The organism is Acetivibrio straminisolvens JCM 21531 (assembly GCF_000521465.1).
In the GTDB taxonomy this organism is placed as follows: domain Bacteria; phylum Bacillota; class Clostridia; order Acetivibrionales; family Acetivibrionaceae; genus Hungateiclostridium; species Hungateiclostridium straminisolvens.
On sequence record NZ_BAVR01000001.1, the window covers coordinates 80,622 to 105,051 of the forward strand.

A 24,430-nucleotide genomic window follows, 5' to 3' on the forward strand; every position below is an offset into this window, starting at 1 on the left:
GGGTTGTAAATGGGAAAGTTTGTTGATCGTCCTAAATATATTTGCGCAATGGGCGGTGCTGTTGCCACTCTCAATGCCCTGCCCGGTGTTGTGCCCATACTTCATGCGGCAGCCGGGTGCGGATTTAATATATCCAATGCAATTAACGGGGGCGGCGGCTATGTGGGAAGCGGATACTGCGGAGGCCAGTCGCTGCCAAGCTCCAATGTTTTTGAAAGGGAAATTGTTTTTGGCGGTGAGGGAAGGCTAAAGCAGCAGATTTTAAGCACAATGGAAATTGTCGAGGCGGATATTTACTTTGTCATTACAGGCTGCATGGTAGAAATGATAGGGGATGATGCCGAATCTGTCGTTAAAAGTCTCGATAAAGGAAAAAGGCTTTTTGCCGCCGATACCGGAGGTTTTAGGGGCAACTCTTACAAAGGCTATGATATTGTCCTGTCAAAACTGTTCACTGAGTATGTTGAAGCAAATCATAAAAAGGATGAAAGGCTGGTTAACCTCTGGGGTGTCGTACCTGTGCAGGATGTTTACTGGAAGGGAAACCTAAGAGTTTTAAAAAGGCTTGTTGAAGGTCTGGGATATAAGGTCAACACGTTCTTTGGAGAAGATGAAACCCTTGAGAATCTAAAAAACTCTTCAAAAGCAGTTTTAAATATTGTGGTTTCCGATACATACGGGGTTGATGCGGCTAAAACATTTAAAGAAGTGCACGGTACCGATTATATCACTGTGGATTTTCCCATTGGAGATCATGGGACCACAAGATTTATCGAAAAAGTGGGAACAGCCCTTGGGGTGAGCGGTGAACTTATCAATGAGCTTATTGAAAAGGAGAGAAGAAGGTATTACGGGTATTTAGAGAGGGTTGTCGATGCCTACAGCGATTTTGATCTTCAAAGATACGCAGTTGTTGTGGGGGATGTGAATTACACCCAGGGAATCACGAGGTTTCTTGCCGATGATTTGGGTTGGCTTCCCGAATTGGTTGTCATAAATGATTTGATAAAGGAAGAGCAAAAGGAAATTGTAGCAAGAAAATTTACCGACTATGAATCAGGAATAAAGCCTGAACTGGTGTTTGATACGGATGCCTCCGGTGTATTAAAACATATAAACCGGCATTGGGAGGAAAACAGGGGTTCAAGGTATTACAACTCCATGACTCCGGCTTTTGTCATCGGGAGCAGCATCGAAAAGGAAACTGCTCAAAAGATTAATGCCCAGCACCTAAGTGTAATGTATCCCGTTTCCAACCGTGTTGTTTTGGATAGCATATGCAGGATTTGACGGAGCACTTACATTAACGGAAGATATTCTAAGTGTGCTTTTGGAAAGCAGATAATGGGGGGATTTATCAATGGAAAACAGAGTATACAATTACCTCAATGAAAAAGCTCCTCCGGTGAGGGAGGATAGACTCAAGGCCTGCAGCGCGTTTGGCGGAAGCTGCTGTGTCCTTTCCGAAGGAATTAGAAAAGGGTGCCTGAACGGAACAAGAAGGCAGTTCTCGCAGACCCAGGGATGTACCCTTGTTTTGAGCCTGGCAATCCTAAATACCGTACGCAATGCGGTTATTGTTGTACACGGTCCTATTGGGTGCGGTGGAGGTAATATTTTCTTCGCCGGAATTTCAAAGGCGTTTAAGCAGCTAAGAGACCCAAAAGCCGACGGACTGATTTGGATTAACACCAATCTTGACGAGGCGGACAGCATATCCGGCGGAGAAACAAAGCTTAAAGATGCCATATTGTTCGCAGAAAAAGAGTTCCGGCCGGAAGCAATTATAGTGGTAAACAGCTGCGTCCCTGCCATTATCGGGGATGATGTGGAAAGTGTGGTTAGGGACCTTCAAAAAAGTGTGGCGGCGAAAATAGTGACAGTACATTGTGAGGGCTTTAGAAGCAAAATCATGGCAACGGCATACGACTCGGTTTACCATGGAATACTTAGAAATCTGGTAGTCGGCAATGAAAAACCTCAAAAAGATTATATCGACGACGAAGAGAGATACAGAGCTGAGCTTGCAAAAAGCAAAACGGTAAATCTTTTAAATGTCTCTTCAATGAGCTACGGTGATGAATTGGAGCTTAAACGCATACTTGAGGCTTTGGGGCTAAAGGTGAGAATTCTTCCTTGTTATTCAACTCCCAAAGACTTTGAAGAGGTTCATGAGGCAGCTTTGAATGTAAGTATCTGTTCAACCCATGATGACTATTTCGTCGGACATTTGAAAGAGCATTACAACATACCCTATGTCCTTGAAACGATACCCATAGGAATTGAAAATACGAACAAATGGGTGCTGGATATTGCGGGGCATTTTGGAATAAGGGAGCAGGCAGAGAGGCTGGTTGAGCGTGAAACCAAGGAGCTTAATAAAGCACTGGAACCGTATAAAAAAGCCTTTGCCGGAAAAAGCGTATTCTTGGCGGGAGGAGAAATAAGGGTGCTTGCGACTGCACAGCTCCTTCAGGATTTGGGGCTTGAGGTTTTGGGAATGAAAGGCTATCACTTTGATGAATTTGGTGAAAAGCTTATCTCCACGGTAAAAAACAACGACAACTTGGTCTTTAACATAGCCACGGGGCAGCCCTTTGAACAATCCAATCTCTTAAATAAGCTCAAGCCTGATGTATATGTAGGGCATGTGGGCGGAAATGTATGGGCCGCAAAGCAAGGCTTTCCGATATTTCCGATTTTCTCCCAGGCAGTAAACTATATGGGATACTCAGGGGCTTTTGAGGTTGCAAGGAGACTAAATAGGATACTTAAGAACAATTCCTTTAACAAAAACATCTCAAGATATACAAGGCTTCCATATTACAACAGCTGGTACGAGGAGGATCCGTTTAAATATATAGAAAATCATGGGGGATAAAGAGCTTGAAAAGGCAGATATTGAGGCTCCTGACTGTGTGATGCTGAATAAAGAAAGAGAGGATGCAGAGCAATATATTGAGGTGTTCAGGCACTGCAAGCACTGCAGGGCAGATGCATGCGGAATACCCGGAAGCAATGAGGATTTGGCAGATATGCTTTATGAGCAAAGGGTAGAAACATTTTCCCACGGATAAAGGAATTTATGAAAGAAGGTTTTTGTATGGGTTATAAAGTAGCTGTTGCAAGCAGTGACGGAAAAGTAGTAAACACCCACTTTGGAAGAGCGTTGAATTTTATGATTTTTGAGGTTGATGATAGTGGGTGGGAGTTTGTAGAATCCAGAGAAAACCGTCCTGCATGCCTAAATGGTGACCATAGTGAAGACGGGTTGTTGTATACAGCCCAATTGCTTTCAGATTGCAAAGTTGTTCTTGTGGCTATGATTGGCCCCGGTGCGGCACAAGTGTTGGAGCAGAAAGGAATAAAAGCTTTTTCCTTGGCTGGGTACATTGACGAGCTGCTGGATAGATTGACAAATCAAAAAATAAAAATCTAAAGGTTGGGAGTGTTGAAATTGGCAAATAAAAAGATTAAGCAAATTGCTATTTACGGGAAGGGTGGAATCGGAAAATCCACCACCACATCCAATATAAGTGCGGCTTTGGCAAAGCAGGGTTTTAAAGTAATGCAGTTTGGGTGTGACCCTAAAAGTGATTCGACCAATACTTTAAGGGGCGGAAAATATATACCTACAGTCTTGGACACATTGAGGGAGAAGACTTCCGTCAACGCCAATGACGTTATTCATGAGGGCTTCGGAGGGGTGTACTGCGTTGAAGCAGGAGGACCGGCTCCCGGAGTGGGCTGTGCCGGAAGAGGTATAATAACAGCTGTCCAACTATTCAAACAGCAAAGGGTTTTTGAAGAGCTGGATCTGGATTTTGTAATATATGATGTCTTGGGAGACGTGGTTTGCGGAGGATTTGCCGTTCCCATCAGGGAGGGTATTGCGGAGCATGTATTTACAGTGTCCTCGGCAGATTTTATGGCTATTTATGCGGCAAACAATCTTTTCAGAGGAATACACAAGTATTCAAATGCCGGAGGCGCCTTGCTGGGAGGGGTCATAGCCAATTCAATAAACGCCCCTTATGCAAGAGAGATAATAGATGATTTTGTGAAGCAAACAAAAACCCAGGTAGTAGAATACGTTCCAAGATCGGTTACTGTTACGCAAAGCGAGCTTCAGGGTAAAACCACAATTGAGGCGGCTCCAAATTCCGAGTAGGCAAAGATATATACAAGACTTGCATTAAAAATTGCAGAGCATACCGAATCAAAAGTACCCGAACCTTTGGATGTCCATGAACTTCGGGAATGGGCTTCAAAATGGGCGGATCATTTGCTGGCTCTGGAGACGGGTGAAGTTACCAGCAAAGCGTCTGGCATTTGAGAGGAGTGGAGAATTTCTATGAGAGTAAATTTATATGAAATAGACCTTAAACACGACTAAACCGATAGAAATAAAAATATTTTTGTGGATAGTATTGACAAAGGAGAATTTATGCAATAAAATAAAAACATACAAAACATATAAGATTAGTATGGAATATGCAGGACAGTTAAAACGGGAGAAGTTGGGAGAGGAAAACAAATAAGATGTTAGGAGGAGATTTTATGTCAAAGATAGCAAAGAATTTAACGGAACTTATAGGCAACACGCCTTTGCTCGAATTATCAAATTACAACAGGGAAAACGGTTTGGAAGCAAAGGTTATTGCAAAGCTTGAGTCTTTTAATCCCGCAAGCAGTGTCAAAGACAGAATCGGTTATGCAATGATCAAGGATGCGGAAGAAAAGGGGCTTATCAACAAAGATACGGTAATTATCGAGCCTACAAGCGGAAACACAGGAATTGCCCTTGCATTTGTGGCAGCCGCGAAGGGATATAAATTAATAATTGCGTTGCCTGAGACCTTCAGTATTGAGAGGAGGAATCTTTTAAAGGCCTTAGGAGCCGAATTGGTCCTCACTCCCGGAAGTGAAGGAATGCCGGGAGCAATAAAGAAGGCAGAGGAACTGGCAGCACAAATTCCCAATTCTTTCATACCGCAACAATTCAAGAACCCGGCAAATCCTGAAATTCACAGAAGGACCACTGCCGAAGAAATATGGCGGGATACCGACGGAAAAGTGGACATTTTTGTAGGTGGAGTCGGTACAGGGGGAACTGTTACCGGTGTGGGTGAAGTTTTAAAATCCAGAAACCCCAATATTAAAGTTGTCGCAGTAGAGCCTTTGACTCACCGGTTTTGTCGGGAGGTACGAAAGGACCGCATAAAATTCAGGGAATAGGTGCGGGATTTGTTCCGGACATATTTAACAGGGAAGTGGTTGATGAAATCTTTAAGGTTAAAAATGAAGAAGCTTTTGAAACTTCCAGGAAACTTGCAAGAACCGAAGGACTCGTTGTAGGAATTTCTTCAGGAGCTGCTGCTTTTGCGGCAACGCAAATTGCCAAAAGGCCCGAAAATAAAGGCAAAAACATAGTTGTCGTGCTTCCCGATACCGGTGAAAGATATCTTTCTACAGCTTTGTTCCAGGAAGATTAATTTGCAGGGATTAACCTGTAAAGAAAAGACGGACGTTTATTTAATGACGGTTAATTGAACAAAAGAGTGAATATTTATTTTATACAAGAGAATAGATTGTGTTGGTGGGAGGGTAACCTCCAAAAATAATAAATTAAACACGACTAAAATGATATGTTTACTAATGTAGGAGGTTTCAAAATGTCAGTAGGTAAAGAGGAGCTGTTTAAAAAGCTGTCGGATGCAGTGGTTAACATGGATGAAGACGAGACAGTCCTGCTTTCGAAAAAGGTGGTTGTTGACCGATATGATGCCTATGAAGCGATTGACAAAGGTCTTGCCGACGGTATGGATAGGGCGGGAAAGTTGTTTGAGGAAGAGGAATATTTCATTCCCGAGCTGTTAATGTGCTCCGATGCAATGTATGCAGGTCTGGATATATTAAAGCCCCATATAAGAATAAACGACAAGGTTGAAAAACATAGGATTGTAATAGGAGTCGTAGAAGGAGACACTCATGACATCGGCAAGAACCTGGTAAAAATAATGTTGGAATCCGCAGGCTTTGAGGTCTTTGACCTTGGAAGAGACATTCCTCCCATACGGTTTGTTGAAAAAGCAAAGGAAGTCAACGCAAAAATTATTGCTCTGTCCACTCTGATGACTACCACCATGGATGGAATGGCTGAAGTAATAAATATTTTAAATGAGCAGAAAATAAGAGACCAATATAAAGTGATGGTGGGCGGAGGGCCAATTTCTCAAAGATTTGCGGATAAAATCGGCGCGGACGGATACTCGGTCAATGCGGCAGAGGCTGTGAGATTGGCAAGAAAGCTGGTGGGGGTGCTGCCTGATGCTTTGTGACCAAATGACTCCCAAAGAAAGAATGGAAGCATACAACAAAGGACAGCAGATAGATAGGCTCCCCTGTGTGCCGATTGTAGGCAACACCGCAGCGGGGGTAATAAATGCCAAGGTATCGGAGTTCAAAGGCAACGGCAAATTGCTTGCAAAAGCCATATTGCTTCTTACAAGATGTTTGGATACGACGTCATAAGGTTTTTACGGACTTGTACGTTCAGGCTGAGGCAATGGGTGCAAAAGTACATTATCCCTATGACCAAACGGCATATCTTGAAGCTCCTGCAATAAATGATGTCTCGGAGATTGATACATTGGAACCTGCAGATCCATACAAAGACGGAAATTTACCCCATCATCTTGAAGCAATGAAAATAGTAGCGGAAGAAGTAGGCGATGAAGTAACGGTAACAGGACCTGTCACATGTCCTTTCACCAACGCATCTTTCCTGATAGGTGCTGAAAACCTTGTAAGATTAACTCTCAAAGACCCTGAAAAAGTACATAAACTATGCGAGATATCTTTGGAAACCAATTTGAGATATGCAAAGGCAATTATTGATGCGGGATGCACACCGAGTCTCACCGATGCAATGTCTTCAAATACTGTAATAAGCCCCAAGCAATTTAAAGAATTTTCGTTCCCGTACTTGAAAAGATTGATTGACTATATTCATTCCCGGGGCAAAAGCGTAACTTTACACATTTGCGGAAAGACAAATAAAATATGGGACCTGATGGCTGAAGCCGGGGCCGACTGTATAAGCATTGACAATGATGCAAGTCTTCTTGAGGCAAAGCAAAAAGTAGGCCATAGAGTAAGACTCATGGGAAATATAAAGCCCTCTGAGACCATGCTTCAAGGGACAGTCTCCGATGTGAAAAAAGCGGTTTTTGAGTGCGTGCGCCAGGCTTATGACAATCCAAAAGGCTATATTGTGGCTTCGGGATGCAGCCTTCCTACTGAGACGCCCTTTAGAAATATTCATGCAATGATGGATGCAGTAAGAGAAATCGGATATCTCCCAGCGAAGATTTTTTTAACTACATGATTTACAAGGGGCATTTTCCATCGCAATACGACTCTTATTGTTCTGATTACGTTTAGGGGTTGATGAAAGTATTTATGGTGAAAGGAGAAAGAAATGAGCAATATAAGTCCCAAGGAACGAATATTAAGAGTTTTAAACAAAAAAAAGGTTGACCGGCCGCCTGTAATTTGCCCCGGAGGTATGATGAACGCTGCGATTGTGGATGTCATGAAAAGTACCGGGCATACCCTTCCGGAAGCACACCATGACGACAGGCTTATGGCGGAACTTGCCCGTGATGTCCATAAGTACACCGGCTTTGAGAACTTCGGTATTCCTTTTTGCATGACTGTGGAGGCAGAGGTCTTAGGAAGCGAAATAAACTTTGGAACACTGGCCTGTGAGCCAAAAATAGAGAAAGAAGTATTTGATTCGGTATCGGAAGTGGTGTATCAAGATATTGGACAGATGCTTAAAAAAGGCAGGATAGAATCTGTTGTCCAAGCGGCTTACCACCTGTCCCGAAAAAATACCGATGTACCTGTGGTGGGGAATTTGACAGGGCCTTTGAGCACTTCGGCATCTATTGTAAATCCTGTGTCGTTTTTAAAGGAGCTTAGAAAAGACAAAGAAAATGCCCACAAGGTAATAAATTATGTTACGGACTTTCTGATTGAATATGCAAAGCTTATGATAGACAACGGTGCAGACTTGATATCTATAGGTGATCCCACTGCAACGGGCGAGATTTTAGGTCCTAAAATGTTTGAAGAATATGCCCTAAGGTATCTAAACAAGCTGATTGACGGAATACATTCTCTTAATGCTCCGGTAATTGTACATATTTGCGGAAATATAAACACGGTAAAACAGTTTATTCCTTATATAAGGTCTGATGCAATAAGCACGGATGCAATAATAAATCTTCGGGCGCTAAAGGATGAGTTTCCCTCTATTACAACAATGGGTAATCTAAGCACTTTTCTTCTTCAATTCGGAACCCCTGAAAAAGTGGGGGAACAGACAGAACGCCTGCTAAAGGATGGAATAGATATAATATCTCCGGCTTGTGGCTTGAGTACCTCCTCCTCAATTCAAAATATAAGAGCCCTGACCAAAACGGTAAAGGAGCATAGAGAATATGGCAGAAGTAGTTTTTTACCCGCACAACAAGTCCATTAATGTCAAAGAAGGTACCACCATTCTTGAGGCGGCGCGAAGTGCAGGGGTAATAATAGAGTCCCCGTGCAACGGTGCGGGGACTTGCGGAAAGTGTAAAGTAAGGCTCGAGAGGGAATTTTTGCAGAATGTTTTGGCAAAAGGCAAGCACTGCCTTTTAGAAGAGGAAGAAAAACTGGGGTATGTACTTGCCTGCGAGGCGCAAATAACCGGAGATATCAAGGTTGATTTAAGCGAAAACAAGCAAAACACCACGCTGAAAATATTGAGCAAGGGACAGAGCTTTGATATAGCTTAAGGCCTTTGATAAAAAAGGAATATTTTGCTTATGAAAACATGACCAGGGTGTTTGCCGGAAAAAAAGAACTGGGAGTTGAAGTTGGAGATACAAGGGAGGAAAATTACGGGGCGGTTGTCGACATAGGGACTACAACCTTGGTGGTTTCCCTTGTAAACTTAAACGACGGAATGGAAGTTGGCACTTCTTCGACCTTAAATCCCCAAGCTGTCCATGCCCAGGATGTATTGTCAAGAATCAAGTTTTCATCCGATGAAGAAGGGCTTAAGATTATGTATTCTGAATTGATACATGAGATTAACCGTATGATTGGCAAAATTGCCGTAGGTGCTGGTGTTAAGCGGAAAAACATATATGAGATTGTCTTTAGCGGCAACACCTGCATGCTTCATTTGGCTTCGAATGCAAATCCCGCAGCTTTGGGAAAGTATCCGTATACCCCTAAAATAAATGGTTCTGTATATCTTAATGCTTTGCAACACAATATTGATATTTCACCGTTTGCAGTTATATATCTGCCCCCAATTATATCGGCATATGTAGGGGCTGACATCGTTTCCGGAGTTTTGGCATCGCAGCTTCATAAGAAAGAGGGCATCACTTTGTTTGTTGACATAGGTACCAACGGGGAAATGGTAATAGCTTCCCATGGAAATCTTTCGGCCACTTCCACAGCGGCGGGACCTGCCTTTGAAGGAATGAACATAGCTTGCGGCATGAGGCAGGTGAGGGCGCAATAGAGTTTTTTGAAGTTGAGGATCAGGGGAGTATTAATATAAAAGTTATCGGTGAAACGGAAGCGGCAGGAATCTGCGGAAGCGGGCTTTTAGATATAGTGGGCGAGCTTGTAGCCCACGGAGTTATTAAAAAGAACGGTCAATTTATTGATCCGGAAAGCTCAAACAGTTTACACCCGGATTTGGCTCGGAGACTGGTAAAGCAGGACGGAAAATTGATTTTTAAAATTACCGACAAGGTTTTCCTTTCCCAAAAAGATATAAGGCAGGTCCAGCTTGCAAAGGGAGCTATAAGGGCAGGAATTGAATTTTTGCTGGAAAACAAGGGTGTGAAGGCCACTGATGTGGATAGAGTGCTTATTGCCGGTTCTTTCGGATATCATCTTCGGGGAAAGAGCCTTATTAACATAGGCCTTCTTCCCAAAGAGTTTGACGGAAAAATTGAGTTTATCGGCAACACTTCATTGTCCGGCGCCAAAGCATTTCTTTTGAATGAAACTTACAGAGACGGAATGAAAGAAGTTGTAAAAAGCGTCGAGGTGTTGGAGTTGGCAAATTACAAGGATTTTGACAAGGTTTTTGTCAAATGCCTAAGTTTCTAGGAGGAAGATGTTATGAAAGATAGAGATAATAAAATTAGCTGCTCCGATTGCGGCGTTTTAAACTGCTACAGACGACAAAAGAATTTTCCGGACTTTTGCCTGACTACCAACATATCGGAGAAAGAAATTGAGAAAGTTAACGTGCTTTACAGAAATGACAGCCTGGTCTCTAAAATATCCCATGCGGCGGCAGAAATTGAAGGCACTTATTATGGGAAACTCACAAGAGTGGAAGAGATTATTGCATTTGCCAAAAGGATAGGTGCAAAGAAAATAGGAATTGCCACCTGCATCGGTCTTATGAATGAAACAAAGATTTTTACCAAGATATTAAAAGCAAAGGGACTTGAAAGCTACAGTGTTATTTGCAAGGTTGGGTCAATAGATAAAACAGAAATTGGGATTTTAGAAGAGCTTAAAATCCAGAAAGGGTGCCACGAGGCACTGTGCAACCCGGTTTTGCAGGCAAAGCTGCTAAACAAGGAGAAGACGGACCTCAATGTAATTGTGGGGCTTTGCGTAGGACACGATTCCTTGTTTATAAAATACTCCAAAGCTCCTGTAACGACCTTGATAACCAAGGACAGGGTACTAGGGCACAATCCGGCGGCAGCTTTGTATAATAGCGGTTTCTATTATAAAAGGCTTTTGGATGAAGGCGATATTTAGAGAATCACTATTTTTACGGAGGGATGAAAATGAAAAAAAGAATTTCGATAAGTATTGTATTATTACTGGTCGCAAGCATGATTCTAAGCGGTTGCGGTGGTCAAGGTGCACAAAAGGCCGGTCCGGCAAACCCGGATGGAAAAAAGGAATTGAAGAAATTTAACATTGGATATCTAGCATCCCCGGGACATGTGCTTTACTTTGTAGCAAAAGAAAAAGGATATTTTGAAGAAGAAGCTTGGATGCCGAACTGTTTTTGTTTACGAATTCCGGTGAAGGCTTAAATGCAATAAGTTCCGGAAAAGTAGACGTCGGTTCCTTCGGTACGGCCGCACCATTGACTTTCATTTCAAAAGGAACTGATTTTGTCATTTTTGGCGGACAGCAAACCGAAGGACACGGGATTGTGGCCCTTCCGGAAAAAGCTAAGGAGCTTACGGATTTAAACAGCTTTAAAGGTAAAACGGTAGCCACTGTGAGGCTTGCTACGGGAGATGTTATTTTCAGGGCCGCATTGTCGGAAGCAGGCATCGACTGGAAGAATGAATTGACAATTAATGAGTTGGATTCACCGGCAGCGGTACTTGAGGCTGTTAAGAAAGGAAGCGTTGATGCAGGTATTGTATGGACTCCTTTTATAAAGCTGGGAGAAAAGCAGGGACTTGAAATAGTAAAATATTCGGGAGAACTGGTTAAAATGCATACTTGCTGCCGCCAGGTTGCTCTCTCTACTAAAATAAAGGAAAATAAAGAGGACTTTGTAAGATTTACCGCGGCTTTGATAAAGGCATACAAATTCTATGTGGAAAATCAGGATGAAACAGTGGATATTATTGCAAAATATGCCAAAGTGGACAAAGACATTATAAAGCAAGAAACATACGGCGGTCATATACACAGCATACCTGACCCCGACAAGAATGGGGTTGTAAGATTCTGGGAATTAATAAACAAGTCCGGTTATATCAATTCTGACCTTAATATTGAAGATTTTATAGACACCTCAATCTATAAGCTTGCCCTTGAAGATGTTCTTAAGGAGTACCCAGACGATGCCGTTTATAAAAAGCTAAAAGCGGATTTTAAGGAGTAAAGGGGAAGTAAAATTATGAGTAAAATTTGCTTGCAAATGTGTCCTTGGAATATGAAGACCATAATAGTAGATTTTGTGCCATAAAGGATATCAGTATGTCTATAAACGAAGGGGAATTTGTAAGTATCATTGGGCCGAGCGGCTGCGGCAAAAGTACGCTGCTGAGCTTGCTGACGGGCCTAAACTTCCCTACCGACGGATATATTTTGCTGGATGGAAAGCAGATTCAGGGGACCGGCACAGAAAGAGGGGTTGTTTTTCAGCACTATTCCTTATTTCCATGGATGAGTGCCCGAAAAATCTGATTTTTGGCTTAAAGCAGGTTTATAAGAAAAAAAGCAAAAAAGAGATAGAAGAGATTGCTGACAAATACTTGGATTTGGTGGGACTGGGTAACTTTAAGAACAAATATCCTTCCCAATTGTCAGGGGGTATGCAGCAGAGAGTTGCCATTGCCAGAGCCTTTGCAATGAATCCCGGAATTCTTCTGATGGATGAGCCTTTGGAGCTATAGATGCCAAAAACAGGGTGGTTTTGCAAGAACTCCTTCTAAACCTTTGGGATAATGGAAATGAAAGAAAAACGGTAATACTGGTTACCCATGACATAGACGAAGCAATACTTTTATCAGACAAGATTATAGTAATGTCAGCCGGACCGGGTACTATTAAGAAGCAAATAAATGTGGATTTTAAAAGACCCAGGGACAGGACATCTCTTATAAGATCAGAAGAGTATACCAACCTTAGAAACAAGCTTGTTAGCCTTTTCTATGACGACTTGATAGAAAAAATAGGCGGAGATGAGGTTGTTCTATAAGTGGTTTTGGAAAGGGGGGATTCTTTGTGAGGAGAGTAATCAATCTAACAAATGCTTTGCTTTTGGCGGCATTGGTGGTTGAACTTATCCCGTCCCGAAGAGGGGGTAAATGCCTGGTATTATATTGGATTGGTGTTGATACTGGAAATTTTCTATATACTGAATGCGGTATTAAAGAAGGATGATGAGAAGCTTCAGACCATCGGCGATGTTATTGCCATCGTGTATGGGATTTTAATAATATGGGAGATATTTACAACGAAAACGGATTTGGCCGACAAACTGCTTTTCCCTTCCCCTTCGTATATTCTTTCGCTGTTGATATCGGAATTACCGGAGCTTTTGAAAGGAACCGTAAGCTCGTTTCAATTGCTGTTTGCAGGATATTTTTTGGCTTTGGCTTTGGCCATTCCATTGGCCTTGGTTATTGGATGGAAGAAAAGACTTTACAAGGCTGTAAATCCGCTTACAAAAGTATTGGGACCGATACCTCCAATAGTGTATATTCCTTATGCCATTGCCATACTTCCCACATTTAAAGCGGCATCCATATTCATCATTTTTATCGGAGCTTTCTGGCCGGTGTTTATTAACACGCTAAATGGTGTGTTTAATGTGGACAAAAGAATTATTGATTCGGCAAAAGCCCTGAGCGTAAGTGAAGGTTCGATGCTTTTCCAGGTGATATTGCCGGCAACTCTGCCTTCCATTATAAGCGGTGCTACTGTCGGACTTGTAATGTCCTTTATTCTTTTGACTGCTGCAGAAATGATTGGGGCAACTTCAGGCTTGGGTTGGTATGTAAAGTATTTTTCCGATTTTGCGGACTATCCGAGGGTTATTGTAGGGATTATTTTCATAGGAGTTGTTGTAACGGGTGTTACTTTTTATCAGATAAAATAGAACGCCATCTTCTAAGGTGGAGAAAATGATACAAGGGGTGTGTTTTTGTGAGTACCAGAAAATTTTGGAATGAAGAGATAGAGACGATTTCAAGAAAGGATTTGGAGAATTATCAATATCATATGCTTTTGGAGCATCTTACCCTGGCATATGAAAAATCTCAATATTACAGGGAATCCTTTGACAAGGCGGGGGTAAAACCGTCGAATTTTAGAAAACTTTCTGACATTAGCAAATTTCCTTTTGTGAATAAACATATAGAGCGGGAAAGACAGCAAAGTAAACCTTTGCTTGGAGATATGACGGCTGTGGCGGAAGAGGAAGTGGTGTTTGTATCTGCCTCCAGCGGTTCAACAGGCGTTCCAACACTTAGCCCATTTACAAAGAAGGATTTTGAAGAATTTCAGGATGTTCAAAGCAGGTTGTTTTGGGCGGCTGGGATGAGACCTAATGACCGTTATGTTCATGCCCTCAATTTTACATTATTTGTGGGAGGGCCGGACGTTATAGGTGCACAAAACCTTGGGGCTTTGTGCATTTGGGCTGGTGCTATTCCTTCCGACAGGCTGCTTTTTATCCTTAAAGAGTTTCAACCTACCGTTATATGGACGACACCTTCCTATGCATGGTACTTAGGTGAAACTGCCAGAAAACAGGGAATTGACCCTGCAAAGGACCTTTCCATCAACAAAATCATTGTAGCAGGAGAACCGGGAGGCTCTATTGAGGCCACAAGGCAAGCCATTGAAGAGCTTTGGGAGGCAAAAGTCTACGATTTCTATGGAATTTCGGATATTTTCGGAGCATGCGCGGGAATGTGCAGCGAGAGAAACGGTCTTCATTTGGCGGAGGACCATATCTTGGTGGAAGTAATCAATCCCGATACTTTAGAGCCGGTGGCGGAAGGAGAAAGAGGGGAACTGGTATTTACCACTTTGAGAAAAACTGCAAGGCCCATGATTCGGTTCCGGACGGGAGACATCGGAACGGTAAATAAGGAGAAATGCGCTTGCGGACGTACCCATGTCCGGATAAACATTACAGGGCGCTTGGATGACATGCTTATTGTATCGGGAGTAAATGTATTCCCCAGTGATATTGAGTATGTTGTGCGCAATATGGAAGAACTTTCGGGAGAATACAGGATTACTGCCATTTCAGAAAACTTTACAACCAAATTCAAGCTTGAGGTTGAGAGGGCTTTGGGAAATCACGAACCTAAAGATGTACTTGCCGAGAAAGTATCCGCCAAAATAAAGACGCGCATAGGTGTAAAGCCAAAGGAAGTTATTATTCTGGATAATGGTGAGCTCCCCAGGGCCACCCACAAAGCCAAGAGATTGATTGATGAGAGAAATGGGGGATCTTATGCCTAAGCTAAGTAGAAGAATTGAGAATTTTACCGATTCGGTTATAAGGAGAATGACCCGTATTGCGAATAGCTTTGGGGCAATAAACCTTTCCCAGGGATTTCCGGATTTTGACCCTCCTATTGAATTAAAAAATGCACTTTGCGAAGTGGCAGCCGGCAGCATACATCAATATGCAGTGACATGGGGAGCCAAGAATTTCAGAGAGGCGCTGGCAAAAAAACAGTCCAAGTTTATGGGAATTCCCATTGACCCCGAGACTCAAATCGTGGTGACCTGCGGCAGTACGGAAGCATGATGGCAGCTATGATGACAGTTTGCAATCCGGGGGATAAAGTAATAGTCTTTTCCCCGTTTTACGAAAATTATGCTGCAGATGCCATACTCTCGGGGCAGAGCCGATATATGTACATTTAAGGCCCCCGGAATTCAATTTTGATGTGAATGAGCTGGAAGAAGCTTTTAAACAGAAACCCAAAGCATTGATTTTGTGTAATCCGTCGAATCCCTCGGGAAAGGTGTTTACATTGGAGGAGCTAGAAACCATAGCCCGCTTTGCTAAAAAGTATGATGCGTTTGTAATTACCGACGAGGTATATGAGCATATTGTGTATTCCCCTTATAAGCATACATATTTTGCATCCCTTCCCGGGATGTTTGAAAGAACCATATCCTGCAGTTCCCTGTCAAAAACTTATTCTATCACCGGATGGAGACTGGGATACCTCATTGCGCCGTCCCACATTATTGACGGGGCCAGGAAGGTTCATGACTTTCTAACAGTGGGCGCTGCCGCACCTTTGCAGGAGGCGGCGGTGGTTGCCCTAAATTTTGGGGATGATTATTATGAAGAGTTAAAAAGAATTTATACCGAAAAGAGAGACTTATTTCTGTCGGGATTGGATAGATTGGGACTTACATACACTGTACCTCAGGGAGCTTATTATGTAATGGTGGACATTTCGGAGTTTGGTTTTGCAAGCGACTTGGAGTTCTGTGAGTGGATGGCAAAGGAAGTGGGGGTTGCAGCAGTTCCAGGTTCAAGCTTTTTTAGGGACAATGTAAATCATCTGATTCGCTTCCACTTTGCAAAGAAGAGAGAAACCCTTGAAGAAGCCCTAAAAAGGCTTGAAAAACTAAAAGACAAAGCAAGGGAGCGATGGAAATGATAGAAATAAGATGGCATGGAAGAGGGGGGCAGGGGGGATTTACAGCCTCAAAACTTCTTGGGGCGTCAGTTGTTTTATATGGCGGAAAGCATGCCCTCTCCTTTCCCTCTTTCGGTCCGGAGAGAAGAGGCGCTCCTGTCCTAGCCTTTACCAAAATTGACAGTAAGAAGATTTGCGACCGCAGCGAAATCAGAAAATGTGATTTTATCGTGGTTTTGGATGAAACCCTCTTTAGTGAAAACTTTTTCGATGACCTGAAATATAACGGTAAAATCATTATAAATTCGGCAAACCAAGAGACTTATGCAAAGTATGATTCCGGGAAAATAACCGTGGTAGATGCTTCCTCTATTGCTCTAAAAGTGTTGGGAAAACCCATAACAAACACAGCCATGCTTGGTGCACTTGTGGCTGTGTCGGATATTATTGACTTAAATGCCGTACTAAAAGGAATGGAAGGTTTCCTAAAAGGGGAGCTTCTTGCGAAAAATATCGAGGTGGTTGAAAGGACTTTCCTTCAATGCAAGGAGGTGGCATCATGAATAGGCCCAAGCTTAGGGAATATGTTAAGCCTAAGCATATTAAAGATTATCCTGTCGGCCCCTGCTATACCGCCGGACATCTTGTAACGGAAAATGCAGATTGGAGAACGGAAAAGCCTGTTGTGGAAAGCACCAAGTGTACCGGATGCTTTTATTGCTATCTCTGCTGTCCGGAGGGAGTAATATACAAGGAAGGGAAGGCAGTGGACATTGACTATGCCTTTTGTAAAGGGTGCGGCATATGTGCCAGGGTTTGTCCCAAGAAAGCGGTTAAAATGATAAGGAAGGAGAAAAACCATGGGAGATAAAGCATTCCTTTCGGAAAATGAAGCAGTGGCAGAAGGGGTAAGATTGGCAAGCCCCCATGTAATTGCCGCTTATCCGATTACTCCCCAGACAGTAGTGGTGGAGCGCTTGGCTGAAATGGTGGAAGATGGAGCCTGAAAGCTGAATTTCTTCATGTGGAATCCGAGCACTCGGCCTGTCTGCTTGTATGGGAGCCAGCAGTATTGGAGCAAGAACTTTTACGGCAACTTCATCCCAAGGCCTTTTGTATATGGCAGAGTGCTTCATTATGCCAGTGGAGGAAGGTTCCCCATTGTAATGATGAATGCCAACCGCTCCCTTGCGCTGCCGTGGAGCATATACGGGGACCACAGAGATTCCTTGTCTCAGCTTGATTGCGGCTGGATACAGATATATGTGGAGGATGCCCAGGAAAGTTTGGACATGGTGATTCAGTCTTATGCAATAGCGGAGAACTTAAAGGTTCTTACCCCTGTTATGTTGAATCTCGACGGTTTTGTGCTTACTCATACCTATGAGCGGGTTTATATTCCCTCAAAAGAAGAAGTGGATAAGTTTTTGCCGCCTTTTGAAACACCTTACAAAATGGATTTGGAAAATCCGAAGAACATGGGATTTAGTTCTTCACCGGCGGACAACACGGAGTTTAAATACCAGCAGCACAAGGCTGTATTGGATGCAAAGGAGGTAATAAAAGAAGTGGATGAGTCTTTCAAAAAGGCTTTCGGCAGAGGCTATGGAGGACTTGTTGACGCATATCTGTGCGAAGATGCCGATTTTATTATGATAAGCCTTGGCAGTACTACCGGAACGTGCAGAGCTGTAGCGGATGAGCTAAGACAAGAAGGCTTTAAAGCAGGGGTGTTAAAAATACGTTTTATGAGGCCGTTTCCCGAAGAAGAGATAATAGAAATAACTAAGAATGCAAAGGCTGTGGGAGTAATAGACAGGGATATATCTTTTGGATATGAGGGGACGGTATTTACCAATGTCAATTCTGCCCTCTCAAAAGCCGGTGCGAATATACGGAGTTTGAACTTTATAGCCGGCCTTGGCGGACGGGATATTTCCAAAGAAAGCATAAGGGATACATTCTATGATTTAAGAGAAGCATCTTTGGGTATTTCAAAAAATCGGGTTAAGTTTTTAAGTCTGGGGGTATCTATAGATGAGTAATGTGACAGGGACGATAAACGTCAGGAATATCACTGACAAGGAGTTTTTTTACGGTCACAAAGCATGTGCGGGATGCGGCGGAAGCATTGCGGTAAGGCTTGTTTTAAAGGTGCTGGGTGAAAGAACCTTTACGGTAGTTCCCGCAGGCTGTATGTCCGCTGTAGGTTTTGTTTACCCTCAGCTTTGCTTTACAAACAACGCAATTATTTCCACTTTTGCGGGAACAGCTCCATGCTTTCGGGCATTGCGGCGGGAGCAAGGGCGTTGGGGCTTAAGGACTATCATGTGGTGGGAATTGCAGGTGACGGAGGAACTGCGGACATAGGTATTCAAGCATTATCGGGAGCCATAGACAGAAAAGATAAAATCATCTACATCTGCTACGATAATGAAGCGTACATGAACACAGGAATACAAAAGAGCGGCCTTACTCCTTATGGAGCAAGGACTACAACCACTCCGGCAGGTGACAACATTCCCGGAACTTTGACGCAAAAAAAGAATATGTTTGAAATTGTTGCCGCTCACGGTATCGATTATGCTGCCACAGCAAGTATAGGCTATATTTAGGATTTTATAAATAAAATACAAAAAGCTTCACAGGTGGACGGGACTTCTTATATTCATGTTTTTGCCCCATGTCCCACCGGTGGGGAGCTCCTTCCGACAGTGCCGTTGACATAGCCAAGGAAGTGGTGGATTGCGGCCTTTGGTATCTTGCAGAGTATGAAAACAATGAGTTTACGTTGAATAAAAATCCCAAGGAATTTACTTCGGTAGAGGAATATTTGAAAAAACAGTCAAGATTTAGACATCTCACAAAAGAGGACATAGAGAGGATAATTACAGAAAGGGATAAAAAGTGGAACCTAATGCGCGCTAAGTGGAATTGCTGATTCATATATAATCAATATTTCTATAAAGGGGTGTTGCTCATGACAAAAGGAGTTGAAGAATTGCTTAAAGAAATTGAATTGAAAAATATTGTTTTGAAAGCTCAATGTCATAGTAATTGCTGCCTTAAAAAGCAAGAGCTTGAGAAAGCCGAAAGGGAGCTGGATTCCCTTCTTTACAGATTCTACAAAATACATAAATGCAATCTTTGTAAGCTTTCCAGAGAAGAGGCTGTGAAGGACCCGGAAAAGCAATAATTCTTGACAAATCGAAAATTAACCGTCAAAAATTATTTATAAGCGTTTATTGACAAGGGAGTATATGTAGTACTATAATATAAAACATATTGGAATACTCGGGAAATGAAGGCGGTGATTGTTAGAATGTCTATTGAGGTTATAAAAACCGATAAAGCCCCTGAGGCAATCGGGCCGTATTCACAGGCGATTGTTGCGGGCTCGTTTGTTTACACATCGGGACAAATACCCATTAATCCGCAAACCGGAGAAGTGGTTGGCGGAGGTATTGAGGAACAGACAGAGCAGGTGCTAAAAAACCTGAAAAATGTTCTTGAAGCAGCCGGCAGCGGCTTGAACAAAGTGGTAAAAACTACTGTGTTTATAAAGGACATGGACAGCTTTGCAAAAATAAATGAGATTTATGCTAAGTATTTCTCAGAGCCTTATCCTGCAAGGTCATGTGTTGAAGTATCAAAGCTCCCGAAGGGAGTATTAATAGAAATTGAAGCGGTTGCAATAAAATAAAGAGAGGATGATGAGGGATGGGAATGTGTTGAAATATAGTATAGGTACAAAGGTGGTACATGGCTCAAAATGCTATGACCCGCATACGGGGGCGGTTAGCTTTCCCATATATCAAAGTGCTACTTTCAGGCATCCGGCGCTGCATCAGACTACGGGTTATGATTATTCGCGCTTGCAGAATCCTACAAGGGAAGAGCTTGAAAACACCATTGCAAATATTGAGAACGGGAAGTTTGGATTTGCCTTTTCCAGCGGTATGGCGGCAGTATCCACCATACTTTCTCTCTTCACACCGGGAGATCATATCGTTGTTTCGGATGACCTTTATGGTGGTACTTACAGACTGTTTGAGGAAATATATAAAAAATACGGTTTGGAGTTTTCCTACGTTAATACCAGTAAGATTCAAGATATAGAAAACTCTGTGAAAGACAATACCAAAGCATTTTTTATAGAAACTCCCACAAATCCGATGATGAAGGTGGCCGATTTAAGGGCAATATCGGAATTTTCAAAAGACAGGAAAATACTTTTGATTGTGGACAATACTTTCCTTACACCATATTTTCAGAGGCCTTTGGAACTGGGAGCGGATATTGTGGTTCACAGCGGGACAAAGTATCTTGGGGGCACAACGATACATTGGCAGGTCTTATTGTAGTTAATGATGAAGAGTTGTCCGAAAAGCTTAAACTCATTCAAAAATCGGAAGGGGCAGTGTTGGCACCTTTTGACAGCTGGCTGATTTTAAGAGGAATAAAGACCTTGGGGGTACGTCTTGAAAAGCAGCAGCAAAATGCCATGAAAATTGCAAAGTGGCTTTGTACCCATAAAAATGTCACAAAGGTCAACTACGTGGGATTGCCCGAACATGAAGGCTATGAAATTTCGAAATCTCAGGCTTCCGGTTTTGGTGCCATGATTTCTTTTAATGCAAAAGATGTTGAAACTGTGGAGAGGGTTTTGGCAAAGGTACAGCTTGTAATGTTTGCCGAGAGCCTTGGCGGTGTGGAAAGCTTGATTACCTATCCTACCGTTCAGACCCATGCAGCTATACCGGAGGAAATGAGGCAAAGAATCGGAGTTACCGATACACTTTTAAGGCTTTCGGTGGGAATTGAGGAGGCTGAGGATATAATTGCCGACCTTGAACAGGCCTTGGAATAGGGGGGATTTTATGAGCAGTATATTTGATGAAGTTGTAAATAGAAAAAATACCGATAGTCTCAAATGGGACTATTGCAAACAAAGATTCGGCAAATCCGGCATTTTGCCCATGTGGGTTGCCGATATGGATTTTAAATCACCTTCTATTATTTCTGAGGCCATAATACAGAGGCCCAGCATGGAATATTCGGTTATACCGAGGCATCGGAGAGGCTTTCGGCAGCTTTGGCCGGTTGGATGAAAAAAAGGCACGGCTGGCAGATAGACGAGAAGTGGATTTCTTACAGTCCGGGGGTTGTTACTTCGGTAAATACAGCAATACTTGCATACACAAAACCCGGGGACAAGGTTTTAATGCAGACTCCCATATACTACCCTTTCTATAACAGTATCATAGATAATGAAAGGGAGTTGGTGACAAATTCCTTAAGGGATAATAACGGGCATTATGGGATTGATTTTGAAGACCTTGAAAAAAAGCTTTCGGATAATGTAAAAATGATGATTTTTGCAGTCCCCACAACCCGATAGGGAGGGTGTGGAAGATTGATGAACTAAAAGAAGTATTGAGGCTCTGCAAAAAATACAATGTGATTCTTGTTTCGGACGAAATACATTCGGATTTGGTGTTTAAAGGACATAAGCATATTCCGATTGCGTCATTGATAGAGGATGATTTTAAAAACTGCATCACACTGGTGTCTCCGACAAAAACCTTCAATATTGCAGGACTTTCGGTGTCTGCGGTAATAATATCCGAAGCGGGGCTTAGGGCGAAATTTAGAAGCACGTTAAGCAAAAACGGAGCCAATATGCTGAATATATTCGGACTTGTGGCAGCTGAGGCTGCATATTCAAGCTGTGAGAAGTGGCTGGATGAATTGCTTGTATATCTTGAAGAAAATCTAAATACGCTGGAGGAGTATTTTAAAGAAAATATCCCTCAAATAAAAGTTATAAGGCCGGAAGCAACATATCTTGCATGGCTTGATTGCAACGGGCTTAAAGTTCCGGCGGGACAACTGAAGGACTTTTTTGTCAACAAAGCCGGCGTCGGCTTAAATGACGGATTTGCCTTTGGCAAAGAAGGCCTTGGTTTTCAGAGGCTCAATTTCGCTTGCCCGAGAACGGTTTTGTTGGAAGGGCTGGAAAGAATCAAAAAGGCTGTAGACGGGCTTTCGTGTTGAGGTAAGGCGTACTTTGATTTTTTTACCATAAATACAACAAAACAAATAGGAATAATGGGAAATAGTTGTTGACTATTCATACCTATATACTGTATAATTGAAACATGAGTAAACATATAGGGATAGTAAGACATAGAGTGAGGTGCGGATATGAATTTTTATAAAGATATAAGATACCACCACAGGCATTTTGATAATGCACAGGGGCATCACCACCATCAAAATTCCTTTGTTGACGATTACAATAATGCCGTTAATGAATACAAGAAGAGCTTTCCGTCAAAGGCAAATGTTATAGAGAATACTCCGGATCCTGCAGTAAGAGAAATGCTTTTACATATGGAAAAGCAAGGCTGTGAGACGTGTTTTGACCGCTTTGACAGCCAAAAGCCCCACTGTAACTTTGGGATTGCGGGTGTCTGCTGTAAAAATTGCAATATGGGACCATGCAGAGTGACGAAGAAGAGTCCTCGAGGAGTGTGCGGAGCAGATGCAGACCTTATTGTTGCAAGAAACCTTTTAAGGTGGGTAGCAGCAGGCGTTGCAGCTCATGGAGCAAGAGGGCGCGAAATAATGCTGGCGCTAAAGTCGGCCGGAGAAGGAGTACTTAACATACCTGTTGCAGGAGAAGCAAAGCTTAGAAAATCTGCCGTTCAATTGGGCATATCCGTTGAAGGCAAGTCCAAGGAAGAGCTGGCAGTAGAAGTTGCAGAAATTCTTCTTGAGGATTTGTCAAGGACAGTTCCGGGAGAGCATAAGACATTAAAGGCTTTTGCCACAAAGGAAAGGATTGAAAAGTGGAAAAACTTAGATATTCTTCCTATAGGAGCTTATCACGAAGTATTTGAAGCCCTTCATCGCACAACTACGGGAACGGATGGAGATTGGGAGAATATTATGAAGCAGCTCTTAAGGTGCGGTCTGGCTTTTGCATGGAGCAGCGTTTTGGGCTCTTCAATTGCAATGGACAGTTTGTTTGGCTTGCCTGCAAGGAGCACTGTTAAAGCAAATTTAGGCGCTCTTATGGAAGGCTATGTCAACATTGCCGTTCACGGGCATTCTCCTCTTTTGGTTAGTGAAATAGTAAAACAGGGAAGAAGCCCGGAATTTATACAACTGGCTAAAGAAAAGGGAGCCTTGGGAATACAGTTCTATGGAATATGTTGCTCGGGACTTTCGGCAATGTACCGCTATGGAGGTGTTATTCCTCTATCCAATGCAATCGGTGCGGAATTGGTTCTCGGCACCGGGGCCATTGATTTGTGGGTGGCGGATGTTCAGGATGTATTTCCGTCAATTATGGATGTTGCAAAATGCTTTAAAACTACAGTGGTTACAACCAGTGATTCTGCAAGGCTTCCCGGGGCAGAGCATTATGGCTACGACCATGACCATTCGAATTTGCACGAAACGGAGGCCTTGGCGAAAACTATTGTTAAGAGAGCCATTCAAAGTTTTGAGGAAAGAAGAGATGTTCCGGTCTTTATTCCAAAGTATGAGGTGGATGCGGAAATTGGCTTTTCCGTGGAGTATGCTGCCGTCCGTTTCGGAAGCATAGATGTAATTGCGAAGGCTTTGGAGGAAGGTAAAATCCGTGGTGTGGTAAATCTTGTTGGCTGCAACAACCCCAGGGTTATGTACGAAAAAGCAATAGCAGATGTAGCGCAAAAGCTGATTGAAAACGATATCCTTGTGCTTACCAACGGTTGTGCATCCTTTCCCCTTCTCAAGCTGGGCTACTGTAATGCCAAAGCCTTGGAAAAAGCCGGTGAGGGAATCCGAGGATTTTTGGGACCGGATTTGCCTCCTGTATGGCATATGGGGGAATGTCTTGACAATGCAAGGGCATCTGCATTTTCAGAGCATTGGCCGACAGCCTGAAAAAGGATATAAAAGATATGCCTTTTGCGTTTGCAAGTCCCGAATGGTCCAACGAAAAGGGAGTGGGCGCAGCCCTTGGATTTAGACTTTTAGGTATAAACTCTTACCATTCGGTTTATCCGCCTGTGCAAGGTTCTAAAAATGTGATGAAATATTTGTTTGAAGATACGGAAAAAACATTAGGAGCTGTTATGGTAGTGGAAGTAGACCCGCTGAAGCTGTCAGACAGGATAATTTCAGATATTAATGAAAAGAGAAAGGCTTTGATGTGGAAATAAAGCATATTTGAGAAGGCAGATTTTCAG

18 protein-coding genes and 10 pseudogenes are annotated in these 24,430 nt (G+C 42.8%); all 28 read left to right on the top strand.

What is annotated here, in order from left to right:
• Positions 1–9: 9 nt before the first annotated feature.
• The 28 genes and pseudogenes from JCM21531_RS00315 to cooS all read left to right on the top strand — a co-directional run bounded on the left by JCM21531_RS00315 (position 10) and on the right by cooS (position 24,403).
• The gene (locus tag JCM21531_RS00315) at positions 10–1,290 is read left to right on the top strand and encodes a nitrogenase component 1 (RefSeq protein WP_243466954.1); all 1,281 of its coding nucleotides are present in this window, start codon (positions 10–12) and stop codon (positions 1,288–1,290) included.
• A 70-nt stretch (positions 1,291–1,360) separates the two neighbouring features.
• Positions 1,361–2,881, top strand: coding sequence for a nitrogenase component 1 (locus tag JCM21531_RS00320; protein ID WP_038286532.1), 1,521 nt, complete (start codon positions 1,361–1,363; stop codon positions 2,879–2,881).
• Entirely contained in the window at positions 2,871–3,077 is a 207-nt protein-coding gene (locus JCM21531_RS00325; protein WP_038286534.1) for a hypothetical protein, read from the top strand. Before JCM21531_RS00320 ends, JCM21531_RS00325 begins: the two co-directional genes overlap by 11 nt.
• Before the next feature lie 26 nt (positions 3,078–3,103).
• On the top strand, positions 3,104–3,439 hold the full coding sequence (locus JCM21531_RS00330) for a NifB/NifX family molybdenum-iron cluster-binding protein (protein WP_038286536.1): 336 nt from the start codon (positions 3,104–3,106) through the stop codon (positions 3,437–3,439).
• Positions 3,440–3,457: 18 nt separating this feature from the next.
• A pseudogene (gene nifH, locus JCM21531_RS00335) lies at positions 3,458–4,336 on the top strand (nitrogenase iron protein).
• A 224-nt stretch (positions 4,337–4,560) separates the two neighbouring features.
• Positions 4,561–5,495, top strand: a pseudogene (gene cysK, locus JCM21531_RS00340) (cysteine synthase A).
• Between the two features lie 180 nt (positions 5,496–5,675).
• Positions 5,676–6,341: a corrinoid protein gene (locus JCM21531_RS00345; RefSeq protein ID WP_038286537.1), complete on the top strand. Its 666-nt coding sequence runs from the start codon at positions 5,676–5,678 to the stop codon at positions 6,339–6,341.
• Positions 6,331–7,446, top strand: a pseudogene (locus JCM21531_RS00350) (uroporphyrinogen decarboxylase family protein). The gene JCM21531_RS00345 and the pseudogene JCM21531_RS00350 overlap by 11 nt, the downstream one beginning before the upstream one ends.
• A gap of 37 nt (positions 7,447–7,483) precedes the next feature.
• Entirely contained in the window at positions 7,484–8,551 is a 1,068-nt protein-coding gene (locus JCM21531_RS00355) for a methylcobamide:CoM methyltransferase MtbA (RefSeq protein WP_038286539.1), read from the top strand.
• Positions 8,511–10,185, top strand: a pseudogene (locus JCM21531_RS00360) (ASKHA domain-containing protein). Before JCM21531_RS00355 ends, JCM21531_RS00360 begins: the two are co-directional and overlap by 41 nt.
• Before the next feature lie 12 nt (positions 10,186–10,197).
• Positions 10,198–10,854 carry a DUF1847 domain-containing protein gene (locus JCM21531_RS00365; protein WP_038286541.1) on the top strand — a complete coding sequence of 219 codons (657 nt, stop codon included), beginning with the start codon at positions 10,198–10,200 and terminating at the stop codon, positions 10,852–10,854.
• Positions 10,855–10,883: 29 nt separating this feature from the next.
• On the top strand, positions 10,884–11,138 hold the full coding sequence (locus JCM21531_RS19670; RefSeq protein WP_243466958.1) for a hypothetical protein: 255 nt from the start codon (positions 10,884–10,886) through the stop codon (positions 11,136–11,138).
• Positions 11,093–11,947: an ABC transporter substrate-binding protein gene (locus tag JCM21531_RS00370; RefSeq protein ID WP_243466959.1), complete on the top strand. Its 855-nt coding sequence runs from the start codon at positions 11,093–11,095 to the stop codon at positions 11,945–11,947. Before JCM21531_RS19670 ends, JCM21531_RS00370 begins: the two co-directional genes overlap by 46 nt.
• A 38-nt stretch (positions 11,948–11,985) precedes the next feature.
• Entirely contained in the window at positions 11,986–12,252 is a 267-nt protein-coding gene (locus JCM21531_RS23340) for an ATP-binding cassette domain-containing protein (RefSeq protein WP_279378936.1), read from the top strand.
• Positions 12,228–12,461 carry an ATP-binding cassette domain-containing protein gene (locus JCM21531_RS23345; protein WP_279378937.1) on the top strand — a complete coding sequence of 78 codons (234 nt, stop codon included), beginning with the start codon at positions 12,228–12,230 and terminating at the stop codon, positions 12,459–12,461. Before JCM21531_RS23340 ends, JCM21531_RS23345 begins: the two co-directional genes overlap by 25 nt.
• A gap of 14 nt (positions 12,462–12,475) precedes the next feature.
• Positions 12,476–12,766, top strand: coding sequence for a hypothetical protein (locus JCM21531_RS19680; protein WP_243466960.1), 291 nt, complete (start codon positions 12,476–12,478; stop codon positions 12,764–12,766).
• A gap of 78 nt (positions 12,767–12,844) precedes the next feature.
• Positions 12,845–13,669 carry an ABC transporter permease gene (locus JCM21531_RS00380; RefSeq protein ID WP_243466961.1) on the top strand — a complete coding sequence of 275 codons (825 nt, stop codon included), beginning with the start codon at positions 12,845–12,847 and terminating at the stop codon, positions 13,667–13,669.
• Positions 13,670–13,716: 47 nt separating this feature from the next.
• On the top strand, positions 13,717–15,045 hold the full coding sequence (locus tag JCM21531_RS00385) for a phenylacetate--CoA ligase family protein (protein ID WP_038286543.1): 1,329 nt from the start codon (positions 13,717–13,719) through the stop codon (positions 15,043–15,045).
• Positions 15,038–16,208, top strand: a pseudogene (locus tag JCM21531_RS00390) (pyridoxal phosphate-dependent aminotransferase). Before JCM21531_RS00385 ends, JCM21531_RS00390 begins: the two are co-directional and overlap by 8 nt.
• The gene (locus tag JCM21531_RS00395) at positions 16,205–16,750 is read left to right on the top strand and encodes a 2-oxoacid:acceptor oxidoreductase family protein (protein WP_038286545.1); all 546 of its coding nucleotides are present in this window, start codon (positions 16,205–16,207) and stop codon (positions 16,748–16,750) included. The pseudogene JCM21531_RS00390 and the gene JCM21531_RS00395 overlap by 4 nt, the downstream one beginning before the upstream one ends.
• Entirely contained in the window at positions 16,747–17,058 is a 312-nt protein-coding gene (locus JCM21531_RS00400) for a 4Fe-4S dicluster domain-containing protein (RefSeq protein ID WP_038286548.1), read from the top strand. Before JCM21531_RS00395 ends, JCM21531_RS00400 begins: the two co-directional genes overlap by 4 nt.
• A pseudogene (locus JCM21531_RS00405) lies at positions 17,048–18,232 on the top strand (transketolase C-terminal domain-containing protein). Before JCM21531_RS00400 ends, JCM21531_RS00405 begins: the two are co-directional and overlap by 11 nt.
• A pseudogene (locus JCM21531_RS00410) lies at positions 18,225–19,128 on the top strand (thiamine pyrophosphate-dependent enzyme). Before JCM21531_RS00405 ends, JCM21531_RS00410 begins: the two co-directional pseudogenes overlap by 8 nt.
• Positions 19,129–19,167: 39 nt before the next feature.
• Entirely contained in the window at positions 19,168–19,383 is a 216-nt protein-coding gene (locus JCM21531_RS00415) for a hypothetical protein (protein WP_038286550.1), read from the top strand.
• A 126-nt stretch (positions 19,384–19,509) separates the two neighbouring features.
• Positions 19,510–19,890 carry a RidA family protein gene (locus JCM21531_RS00420; protein ID WP_038286552.1) on the top strand — a complete coding sequence of 127 codons (381 nt, stop codon included), beginning with the start codon at positions 19,510–19,512 and terminating at the stop codon, positions 19,888–19,890.
• A gap of 7 nt (positions 19,891–19,897) precedes the next feature.
• Positions 19,898–21,057 (top strand): annotated as a pseudogene (locus JCM21531_RS00425) (trans-sulfuration enzyme family protein).
• A 10-nt stretch (positions 21,058–21,067) separates the two neighbouring features.
• Positions 21,068–22,244 (top strand): annotated as a pseudogene (locus JCM21531_RS00430) (MalY/PatB family protein).
• Positions 22,245–22,394: 150 nt separating this feature from the next.
• Positions 22,395–24,403 (top strand): annotated as a pseudogene (gene cooS, locus JCM21531_RS00435) (anaerobic carbon-monoxide dehydrogenase catalytic subunit).
• Positions 24,404–24,430 lie beyond the last annotated feature (27 nt).